Annotated in this window: 9 protein-coding genes and 2 pseudogenes; 8 read left to right on the top strand and 3 right to left on the bottom strand. The window is 36.2% G+C overall.

Translation table 11 applies throughout. The annotated features are described in order from the left end of the window. Positions 1 to 522, top strand: a complete 522-nt coding sequence (locus GQR52_RS14460) for a hypothetical protein (protein ID WP_165728896.1) — start codon at positions 1 to 3, stop codon at positions 520 to 522. A 72-nt stretch (positions 523 to 594) separates the two neighbouring features. Here the strand turns inward: GQR52_RS14460 and cysZ (GQR52_RS14455) are convergent, their stop codons facing one another. Further along, entirely contained in the window at positions 595 to 1,323 is a 729-nt protein-coding gene (gene cysZ / locus GQR52_RS14455; protein ID WP_165728895.1) for a sulfate transporter CysZ, read from the bottom strand. 334 nt (positions 1,324 to 1,657) lie between these two features. Between cysZ (GQR52_RS14455) and GQR52_RS14450 the strand changes: the two genes are divergently transcribed. Together GQR52_RS14450 and GQR52_RS14445 are read left to right on the top strand one after the other, a co-directional pair. Next, positions 1,658 to 2,011, top strand: a complete 354-nt coding sequence (locus GQR52_RS14450) for a YkgJ family cysteine cluster protein (protein WP_165728894.1) — start codon at positions 1,658 to 1,660, stop codon at positions 2,009 to 2,011. Between the two features lie 558 nt (positions 2,012 to 2,569). Further along, positions 2,570 to 4,129, top strand: a complete 1,560-nt coding sequence (locus GQR52_RS14445) for a BCCT family transporter (protein WP_165728893.1) — start codon at positions 2,570 to 2,572, stop codon at positions 4,127 to 4,129. Between the two features lie 765 nt (positions 4,130 to 4,894). Here GQR52_RS14445 and cysZ (GQR52_RS14440) read toward each other — a convergent pair. Together cysZ (GQR52_RS14440) and GQR52_RS20555 are read right to left on the bottom strand one after the other, a co-directional pair. Beyond that, a pseudogene (cysZ, locus tag GQR52_RS14440) lies at positions 4,895 to 5,282 on the bottom strand (sulfate transporter CysZ); the annotation flags it as partial. A 159-nt stretch (positions 5,283 to 5,441) separates the two neighbouring features. Then, positions 5,442 to 5,716: pseudogene (locus GQR52_RS20555) on the bottom strand (EI24 domain-containing protein); the annotation flags it as partial. 294 nt (positions 5,717 to 6,010) lie between these two features. On the opposite strand from GQR52_RS20555, the gene GQR52_RS14430 reads away from it, so the two are divergent. The 5 genes from GQR52_RS14430 (at position 6,011) to GQR52_RS14410 (ending at position 10,673) form a co-directional block, all read left to right on the top strand. Continuing rightward, a complete protein-coding gene (locus GQR52_RS14430) occupies positions 6,011 to 8,275 on the top strand; it encodes an EAL domain-containing protein (protein WP_165728937.1) in 2,265 nt (754 codons plus the stop codon). Positions 8,276 to 8,462: 187 nt separating this feature from the next. After that, entirely contained in the window at positions 8,463 to 8,924 is a 462-nt protein-coding gene (locus GQR52_RS14425) for a GNAT family N-acetyltransferase (protein ID WP_165728892.1), read from the top strand. 244 nt (positions 8,925 to 9,168) lie between these two features. Further along, positions 9,169 to 10,038 carry an MYG1 family protein gene (locus tag GQR52_RS14420; protein WP_165728891.1) on the top strand — a complete coding sequence of 290 codons (870 nt, stop codon included), beginning with the start codon at positions 9,169 to 9,171 and terminating at the stop codon, positions 10,036 to 10,038. A 62-nt stretch (positions 10,039 to 10,100) separates the two neighbouring features. Continuing rightward, positions 10,101 to 10,433 (top strand): YnfA family protein, encoded by a 333-nt coding sequence (locus GQR52_RS14415; RefSeq protein ID WP_165728890.1) that lies wholly within the window; start codon positions 10,101 to 10,103, stop codon positions 10,431 to 10,433. Between the two features lie 9 nt (positions 10,434 to 10,442). Further along, the gene (locus GQR52_RS14410) at positions 10,443 to 10,673 is read left to right on the top strand and encodes a hypothetical protein (protein ID WP_024611212.1); all 231 of its coding nucleotides are present in this window, start codon (positions 10,443 to 10,445) and stop codon (positions 10,671 to 10,673) included. Positions 10,674 to 11,201: the final 528 nt, after the last annotated feature.

Raw genomic sequence — 11,201 nt, 5'->3', positions numbered from 1 at the left:
ATGAAACTAGGGTTAAGTATTAAGTTTATTGTTGGTAGTAGTTTTTTAAGCTTACTAATAGCGTGTAGCGATACTAACAATGCACGTGAATGGTTACTAAAAAATGACAATTTATATTACAAAAATACAGCTATTGACTGGCGAGTTGAATCAGTAAAGGGCTGTAAGGCATGCGTTGTAAGCCAAGATGTTGTTTATCAGCCTGAAGGCATTAGTAGTTATAATACGTTAATGCAGAGTCAAAATTGGGTGGCGGTACATGAGTTAAGTAAAATCAATGTTATCCGTTTAAAGATGCCAGACCAAACACCTTACTTATTCGTAGAGCGTATAAAAGGGCGAACACTAAAGCTGTTTGATCAGCAGCAAAACTACAGTATAAAAATTGGTGAAGTTACAGCCGTTAATTTTAACAATCAGCGCTTTAGTATTTTGATTAAAAAATTTGAAGAAGTAGATAAACAAAGCGTCGCATTACCAAGGCGTGCATCGCTTGAGTTTATTGTTTTAAAAATAGATTAAAAAAGCACCTTAGGTGCTTTTTTATCTCGGGTGCGGTGTCCTTTGAATATTGAAAAGTCAGCAACCTCTTAATTAACTACGGTATTTTGGTCGATAATTATCGACCCACAAACGTGTTGCACCACACACAGCTACAGGCATAACTATTAAGTTTACAAAGGGTATAGCCGTTAATAACATAACAGCAAAACCAAACCCGTATGATAAACCTTGCTTAGATTTTAAATCGTCTTTCATCTGCTTAAAGCTAATTTTATGGTTATCAAACGCATAGTCTTCATACTGCACCGCGTACATCCAACAGGTAAACAAAACCCATAATATTTGGCCTATGACAGGTAAAACCCAAAGTAGTATGAAAAAGCCAATTGCGCGAGGCAGGTAATAACATAATTTTGTCCACTCACGGCCAAGCATTCTAGGCACATCTTTTAATAAATCGGCAAAGCCGTCATCATTAATTTTTTGACCCGTTAAATAAAGCTCAACTTTTTCGCTTAATAAAGCATTAAAGGGGGCTGCAATAAAATTAGTGATGACTGTAAAGAGCATACTATAGCTAAATAGCACGACTAATACTGCAATTGGCCACATTAGCCATTCAAGCCAGCTTAACCACTCTGGTAGCATGTTGCTAATGTAGCTAAAGCTATCACTTAACCATCCAAACAAGAAAAACAACGAACTACCAAACAGCAAAATATTAATTAAAAGCGGGATAAGTACAAAACGCTTTAACCCCTTTTGGCTAATTAATTTAAATCCTGAAAAAAAATATTCCATACCTTGTGTGATCTGCACTGTAACCTCAAAAAATATTCACCATTAGTGACAGTATAAATAGCTGAGTAATTTTAAACAGTATTTTTAGGTAACAAAGTGTTTAAGTTAAATAATAACAACGGCCAGTTTACTATTTTCTTCTCCCAGCTTAATAAGCGACAATTAGTTTGCAAGCTGTATATATTAGCACTATGGCGTAATTAAACGCTAACTTAGCTTGATTTTTGGGCAGTGCAAAGCGTACTATAGCTGATCTAGCCACTCTAGGCTTAGGCATCGTTTTGATGCATTGTGGAGAAATTAGTAAAGTTGCCGCGTCAGTGCGTTGCAAAAATAAAGGGTATAAATAGTGATGTACAAAAATCAGGAAGTAATTTTACGATTGCGCGCTAATATTCCAGCGTTTGAATGCGTAAAAGGATGCCACGACTGCTGCGGGCCAGTAACAACATCTTCAGAGGAAATGTCGCGCTTACCGGTAAAAACAGATGCGGAGCATGAAGCGGCGTTAAACGAGTTCAATTGTGTGCATCTTGGCCCCAATGGCTGCACTGTATATGACGAGCGCCCATTAATTTGTCGCTTATTTGGTACTACGCCAAAAATGCCTTGCCCGAATGATCGTCGACCAGATGAGCCTGTTGACCCTAAAATTGAGCGCGAAGTACATCACTTTATAGCAAACACGCGTCAAGTATTAGTGTAAGTATCGTATTTATTAAAGTAATAGGCGCTTATTAAGCGCTTTTTTATGTGTGTTATACGCGTTGCTAATAATTTAAAAACTATCAATAAATTTACCCAAAATATTATCTTAGTTATTTTTACAAAAATACTATCAATACATATTAAATATATTGCGAGATTAATTATGCATTTGACTATTAATATACTTAGCCTTATGTATCTTGTTCTATCGCTGTATTTTCCATCTCTTTATTTATATTGCTATTTCTGTTTTCCTAACCCCTTCAAAATTGTTGTTTTATATTTGTTTATTATTAAAAATAGCTGTAAGCAAGGCTTTACTATTGTGTAAATTCACTATTAATAATTAGAGTACCGTTGGATTAGGTGGCTGAAAAGGGTAAAATATTTACAAGTTGGCAGTTAAGATATTTGTTATGGCATTTTCTAAACTCGGAATAAAGTAAGATCGAAAGATAATTTAACCTTTTGATTCGCGTCGCTTCATTTCGTATTTAGGGTGGGTGTTGTGGTATGTCGCTTTGTCGGTAACTAAAAATCCATCAAGAGACGATAAATGAGCACTACTGGAGTAACAAAACAACATGAGGATGAGCATTCATCTACAATAAAGTATTTGGTAGGGGTAGATATACCGGTATTTTTAATCAGTGGTGGCATTCTTGTGCTATTTGCTGTGCTAGCACTTTATGATATTGATTTGATGTCGAGTTGGATCAATACCGCTTTTGCTTTTTCTACTAAAACGTTTGGTGCCTTTTGGCAAATATTATTGCTTTCGACCTTTATAATTGGGTTGTTTTTAGCCTTTGGACGTACCGGAAAAGTGGTATTAGGTGGTTTAAAAAAACCAGAGATTAACACCTTTAAGTGGATCAGCATTATTATGTGTACACTCCTTGCTGGTGGTGGGGTGTTTTGGGCTGCTGCTGAGCCCATGGCGCATTTTATTTCGCCGCCGCCAATTTTTGGTGGTGAGTCAGGGATTAAAGAGGCTGCATTTAATGCTTTAGCGCAAAGCTTTATGCATTGGGGGTTTTTAGCCTGGGCTATTTTAGGCAGCCTTACAGGCATAGTTTATATGCATTTACATTACGAAAAAGGTTTACCGCTTAAGCCACGTACTTTGTTGTATCCGGTATTTGGTGAGCGCGTAATGAAAGGCGCATTTGGTGCTATTGTCGATTCGTGTTGTGTTATAGCTGTAGTAGCAGGCACGGTAGGCCCTATTGGTTTTTTAGGGTTGCAAGTAAGTTTTGGTTTAGAAAAGCTATTTGGTATTCCAGATACTTACACCACTCAAGTGGCTATTTTATTTGGTTTAATTGCAATTTATACTCTATCTGCTGTAAGTGGCGTCACTAAAGGAATTCAATTACTCAGTCGCTTTAATGTAATTTTAGCCGTAGCGTTAATGCTGTTTATTTTGCTGATGGGGCCTACAGCTTTTATTTTTGATAGCTATATTCATTCGTTTGGGCTTTATATTAATAACTTTATTCCTATGGCCACTTTTCGTGCCGATACCGCCTGGTTAGACTGGTGGACGGTATTCTTTTGGGGCTGGTTTTTAGGTTATGGACCTTTAATGGCTATGTTTGTTGCACGAATTTCACGCGGCCGTACTATTCGCGAAATGATCACGCTTATCTCAATAATTGCTCCTGTTATTACTTGTTTTTGGTTTACGATAGTGGGTGGTTCAGGTATATTTTTTGAGTTAGCAAACCCGGGTGTTATTTCAGAACCCTTTGCGGGCTTAAATTTACCCGCTGCACTGTTGGCTATTACTGAGCAGCTGCCTATGGGCTTTGTTATATCGGTGTTGTTTTTAATTTTAACCACAATATTTGTAGCAACCACAGGTGACTCCATGACCTACTCGGTATCTATGGTAATGACGGGTAACGATCATCCGCAAACACCCGTTAGAGTGTTTTGGGGCATTATGATGGGGGTTATGGCAGCAATATTAATTTCGATAGGTTCAGGTGGTATTTCTGCACTGCAGTCGTTTATTGTAGTAACCGCCGTACCTGTATCATTTGTGTTGTTACCATCACTTTGGACTGCCCCACAAATTGCGAAAAAAATGGCTACTGAGCAAGGTTTATAAGCAATAGGTATTAAAGCTAAATAAAGGATTGATTGCCCAACGTGAGGTAATCAATCTTATTTATAGATTAGCGCCCCCTGCATCGAGTCTAGAGTGGTCGGGGTTTTCTACCAAGACCCCCATACCGAGATAATTTATTTTTAGCCAAATATCTTCGTCAATTCCGATCCCATGATTAACTGAGTAATTTTTGTTTTTTTCAATTTTTCAGCGCTAATCATATAACTGTTATCACTTTTAAGTGAGGTAGTTATACCAACCTGCATAAATATTTGATCAATTTAACGAATTAAATTGCACTATAACGTTGTTAAAAAATTTTTATTTAGAATAACTAGATACAAAAATTTTTGCCTAGTCCTAGCGTAATTTTCTTAACGTTAAATAGACCCCGTATATAAGCAGATTGGTATTAAATCGACCCTTGAACTACAAATAATGGTTAACGCTTGCTTGTCATCAGAGGTTATTAAGTTGGTTACACCGCGGCTATAGCTAGGGTAACGTCTACCTAAAACGCCCGTATAAAGTAATGCTAATACGACTAATCTGTATGTTCTTTTTATTATTTAGTGTACTTAATAGCGATAAGCCTAGCCCTAGAAGCAAAATAGGGGCGGGTATAAAAGCAGGATTAATCAATACTAAAATTGGCGTAGCAATAACCCCTAAGCCAAAACCAAGTAAACTTTGCAGTGCAGCAGCACCAGCAATAAGGGTTAAAGCAAGGATTAAAATTAAAGGCTCGGTGAGCATAATCACACAGCAAATAGGCATAACGATTAAGTTTATAAATGGTATAGCGGTTAATAACATAACAGCAAAACCAAATCCGTACGATACACCTTGCTTAGCTTTTAAATCGTCTTTCATCTGCTTAAAGTCAATTTTATGGTTATCAAACGCATAGTCTTCGTATTGCACCGCACACATCCAACACGTAAATAAACCCCATAATACTTGACCAATAAAACCCAAAGTAATATAAAAAATCCAATAGTGCATAGAGGGTAGTAGCACAGCTTTGTACACTCACGGGCAAGCATTCCAGGTACATCTTTAACTAATTCAGAAAAGCCATATCGCTAATTTTTTGGCCCGTTAAATAAAGCTCAACTTTTTCGCTTAATAAAGCATTGAATGGGGCTGTAATACCAACCTGCATAAATCTTTGATCAATTTAACGAATCAAATTGCACTACAACGTCGTTAAAAATTTTTTATTTAGAACAACTAGATACAAAAATTTTTGCCTAGTTCTAGCGTAATTTTCTTAACGTTAAATAGACCCCATATATAAGCAGATTGGTATAATAAAATTAGTGATTATAGTAAATAGCATGCTGTAGCCAAATAATACGACCAAACTGCGATTGGCCACATTAACCACTCAAGCCAGCTTAATCACTCGGGTAGTATGTTATTTATGTAGCTAAAACAGTCGCTTGACCAGAAAAATAAAAAACAACGAGCTACCAAATAGTAAAATATTAATTAAAAGCGGGATAAGCACAAAACGCTTTAACCCTTTTTGGCTAATTAATTTAAATCCCGAAAAAAATATTCCATACCTTGTATGATCTGCACAGCTACCTCAAAAAATATTTTCCATTTGCACTTGTATAAATAGCTGAGTAATTTTAAACAGTATTTTTAGGTAACAAAGTGTTAGCTTTAATGTTGCTATTTTGGTTATATGGTAACTACAGATGTTTAGTAATATGCAATTATGATTGATCAAAATAGGCCAGATTAGTTTTTTATTAATAAAATAATAAACTTACTAATCATGACTATACTGAACTTTACTACATAGTAAAAAAAGCATCTGCTTGAGGCTTTTGTTGTATCAATATGTATAAATAATGCGAGCAAGTGAAAATGGGTACGGACAGGTTAAAAAAGTTATTATCTCACCAGCAAGGCATTTTATCTAAAATTGCATTAGGGGCACCTTTAAATGAGGTGCTTACTGAAATTTGTTTATCGATAGAAAAAATTATGGATGATGAATCTGCTAGGTGTTCCATTTTATCAGCTAAAGGCGAGCAGCTTTTTCATTGTGCAGCCCCTAATATTCATCCAGAGTACTGTGGTTTGCTTAATGGAGTTTACATAGGGCCAAAAGTGGGTTCATGTGGTACTGCTGCATTTTCGAAATCGCGCATAATTGTAGAAAATATTGAAACTTCACCACTGTGGGTGGATTTTAAAGACTTAGCGTTAAAGTTTGATCTTAAGTCATGTTGGTCAACGCCTATTATGTCAACTCAAGCTGATTTGTTAGGCACCTTTGCTATTTATCACAGCAGCCCTAAAGCCCCATCAGAGCAAGAGTTAGAATTAATTGATTTTTTTGTACACTTTTCAAGTATTGCTCTTGAGAAAAGTAACGAATTTGAGAAGGCAAAACAGCTTGTCGCTAATTTACAGCACAGTAATGAAAAATTTAAAGCCTTTACCAAAGTAATGCCCGATCTCATCCTCATTTTAAGTGAAGACGGCATATATACCGATGTTTATGGTACTTCTAATGAGTTACTGCTTGATTCGACCATGGATATTATTGGTCAAAATGTTAAAGACTTACTTCCTCAAAAAGATGCGCAAATGATAATGGCAGTCATTGCAAAAACGTTGTCGACTAACGATATGCAAATATTTGAATATGAATTAAATGTCCCGAAGGGGAGTATAGTTTTTGAAGGACGAGCCGCTGCTTTAGATCATTACCATCCTGAGAACCCGAAAAAACGGCATATTGTATGGATGGCCAGGGATATTTCAATAAGGAAAAAAGCAGAGCAAGAAGTTCATAAGCTTGCATTTTATGACCCACTCACCAATTTGCCAAATAGAAGAATGCTTAGCGATAGGTTAAATACGTGCGTAGAGAGCATCAAAAGTATAAAAAATATTGGAGCTTTATTATTTTTAGACCTAGATAACTTTAAGCGTATTAATGATTCGTTGGGGCACAGTGCTGGAGACGAAGTGCTTGTAGAGCTATCAAAAAGATTAAACGCCATAATCAAAAGCTCAGACACGTTAGCTAGAGCCGGTGGCGATGAGTTTATTATTTTACTTGAAGACATAGGTGAAAATACAAAGCAGGCAATTTATGAATGCGAATCCGTGGCAAAAAAAATCCAGAGCGTGTTTCATGATAATTTTGAAGTCGGCGAACTTGCCTTTCAAGTAAGTTGCAGCATAGGTATTTGCCTAATTGACAGCGTAAACGCACAAACTGACAATATATTAAAGTTTGCCGACACTGCTATGTATCGCTCTAAAAAGAAAGGCGGAAACAGCAGTAGCTTTTACGATCCAGCGTCGCAAACAATGCTTGAAAAGCAAACCGAGCTTGAAACCGACATTGTTAGAGCTATTGCTTCTGATGAGTTTTGTGCTTATTTTCAGCCACAAGTTAATACTTGCGGAGATATTATTGGAGCTGAAGCGCTAATTAGATGGAACCATCCGCAAAGAGGCCTTATAGCGCCAAATGAATTTATACCTATAGCTGAGCAGTACGGACTTATACAAAAACTACAAAATGCAGTATTACGCGATATATGTATTTTAATTAATGAACTTAAAGAAGCCAGCGCTATTGACGATTCGTTCAGTGTTTCAATTAATATTAGCCAAAGTCAGTTTAATTCATCAAATTTAAAAAAAGAGCTGTTTAGTACTATAAGTGAGTTTGATATTCGAGCTTCACAAATTAAGTTAGAAATAACCGAGTCGATGATCTCAAACGATATAGAATATACAATTAAACAAATGAAAGAGCTTATTGCTGCGGGTTTTATATTTTCTATTGATGATTTTGGAACTGGGTATTCTTGCTTAGCTTACTTAAGTGCGTTTCCCGTTAAAGAATTAAAAATAGATAAAAGTTTTATAGATAAAATTTTAGACAATGACATTGGTTTTAATATCGCGCAAACAATTATTAGCTTAGGGAAAAGCTTAAATTTGGCCGTTGTTGCAGAAGGTGTAGAAACCGCTGAGCAATATGATTTACTTAAAAAAATGAACATTGATTCGATGCAAGGTTATTTAATCGCAAAACCAATGGATAAGGAGCGCTATTTAAAATGGCATAACGCTAAAAATAAGCCTCACGATCTCATTACTTAAAGCTCAACGCAATTTAATAGCAATAATCTAACTACTCATTTTGGTACTGGATTATTTATTGCTCTTAGTGATGAAATTTCACAATGCGGGCTCCCCTAAAGATTTTTTTGTTAAACAGTGCTAAGCTACGTCCGCTTAAATATATTATTTAAAGCTTAATAAACTTATAACAATGAATGGAAGCTTTATGCAGTTAGTTGATTTGAATCCAAGTGATCCCGATGTAGTTAACGTATTTGACGATATAGACCGACTTATAAATTCGTTGTACCCTGTTGCAACAGCTCAGTCTCTTGAGTTAGACGAATTAACCTCACCTAATGTATATGCTATTGGTTTAAAAACCGAAGAGGGAATTATTGCCTGCGGTGCGATTGTCGAGAAATTTGATACTCAACCTTATGGCGAAATAAGACGTTTATACGTTAAACCAAGCCATCGTGGTAAAGGGCTATCGAGACGTATTATGCAAATTTTATTGCATCAAGCTGGTGAAAAGCAAATCCCGTTAATACGTTTAGAAACAGGCCCAAAGCAAATAAAATCTATCAGTTTATATGAAAATTTAGGCTTTAAACGTTGTGGCAGCTTTGGCTCATATGTCGATAATCCACAAAGTGTATTTATGGAACTAGGGCTTAGCCAATAAGTTAACTAGCTCTGCGGCATGTTAAAGTTTAACGTGTCGTAAATACCCTTTCCTGCAATCACCCATTATTACCTTGCAATAAACGCTATACTTAAAACTAATAACTATAAAAACTCCTTTTATAGCTAAGCAAAAAATACTTCACTGTTTTTAACACCTGTCTTCGTATAAAATCTGTCTCGATAATTAGTAATTAACTTACAAAGCGAGAATTTTTATCTTTTCTAATAGTAGCGATAAACCAATGAGCGAAATAACAGTAGTAACCCACAATGGTAATTTTCATGCAGACGACGTTTTTAGTATTGCGGTACTTAAACATATTTTGCCAGCGTTTAAGCTTGTTCGTACTCGCGATAAAGCGCTTATAGAAAGTGCTGATATTGTTGTTGATGTAGGCGGCGAATATAACCCAGATATAGGTCGATTTGATCATCATCAACGCGGTGGTGCGGGTGAGCGTGAAAATGGCACTCCTTATTCATCATTTGGTTTAATTTGGAAAAAGTACGGTTTAACGCTTTGTAATGATAATCAAGCAGTGGCAGATAGAGTTGACTCTGGCCTGGTATCGACTATTGATGCCATTGACTGCGGTTACGTAAAAGGTGTGGTTGAGGGCATAACACTGAGCCAAACAATTTCAATGTTTAACCCTACATGGGAAGAAGAAAGTAACTTTGATGCCTGTTTTGATGAAGCTGTTGAATTTGCAGCGCGTATGCTAACGCGTTTTATCGCTTCAGCTCACGGTAGTGTAAATGCAAAAGCGATTGTTGCTAAAGCAATTGAAAGTGCAGAAGATGCTCGAGTAATCGTGCTTGAAAAATACACCCCATGGAAAAAAACAGTGCATATTTTATCAAGCGATGCGTTATACATGGTTTATCCGTCGCATTCGGGGCAGTGGATATTACAAACAGTGCCAGTTGAGCCAGGTTCATTTGAAGATAGAAAATCGCTTCCTAAAGCATGGTCAGGCCTATCTGATGAATCTTTTGTAGATGAAACAGGTATTGAAGATGCCGTGTTCTGCCACAATGGTTTATTTATAGCGGGTACTAAGTCGTTTGAAAGTACAATGAAGCTTGCTGCAATGGCATTAGCTGAATAAGTAAAATAGCTAAGTAACAACATTTGTATGTTACTTAGCTAATTAAATTACGTGAGAACGTTATGTTTGAAGTAAAAACTATTGCGCTATTTTTCATAACTGCTCTTGCCGAAATTATTGGCTGTTACCTTCCTTATCTTTGGCTTAAAGAGGATAAAAGTATATTACTTTTAATCCCTGGTGCTTTAAGTTTAGCTTTATTTGCTTGGTTATTATCTCTCCATCCTGATGCAGCTGGTCGTGTATATGCAGCTTATGGCGGCGTATATATTTGCGTTGCGCTATTATGGTTATGGGTGGTTGATGGCGTAAAGCTTACTATGTGGGATATTATCGGTGGTTTAGTAGCACTGCTAGGTATGGCGATAATTATGTTCGCCCCAAAGTCTATTTGATTCAAAGACATGCCAAAGCTTACTCATAATGAAATCACCCTTGAGCTTCCTGAAAGCCGATTTTTTGAAGATATGTTTGGGGTAGACTACCCAGGTTATCTCCCTTATTGGCTTGCCTATATGAGCCCAAAAGAGAGGCAAGCGTACCTCTTAGCTACAAAGTCAGAGTATATGGATATAGTTGATGAGATGTATAACGAAAGCTTTAATTGGCAAGAATGGTTACCTTACCCTTATTAAAACGTCACAAAATCCCGCACGCTAATTATCTATTTACTGTAATAAGATGCTCTAAAGTTTTAATTTGAATACCTAACTAGCGCTTTTTTCAAATAAGGAAAAAGATGAACATTTCATGTCTTGTGATTATTTTTGCATGTATAGCAGCTAGCTATCTTTTTTTTGCGTTTTTTATTTATAGGCTACCAAAACCCCAGCAGCAAAAATGTATTGAAGGTGAAATTGTATTTATTTTTATTGATATGAATACTCACTATAAGTATTGATGAACGGTTATGTTTTTTTAGATTGACGTTGAACGTTTTAGGGGGACAAATTTACCCATATATTAAAAAAAATATATATGTATTACTTAACCACAATAAACTGGCTGAACAGCCAGAAATATCGGGCGAAGAGGTTGCACGTCCTTAATTTACTCGGGCAGCTCATTTTTGCTAATAAAATTTATAATAAGTGATTTTAAAATTGTCACTTTTACAACTTTCCTTATCTTTAATAGTCATCAACGCCATATTTTATATACGC

Origin of the sequence: Pseudoalteromonas sp. 31A1 (assembly GCF_011378815.1) — a bacterium.
In the GTDB taxonomy this organism is placed as follows: Bacteria; Pseudomonadota; Gammaproteobacteria; order Enterobacterales; family Alteromonadaceae; genus Pseudoalteromonas; species Pseudoalteromonas arctica.
The sequence above is the reverse complement of the archived record's forward strand: the minus strand, read 5'-3'. Positions and strand labels throughout refer to the sequence as shown.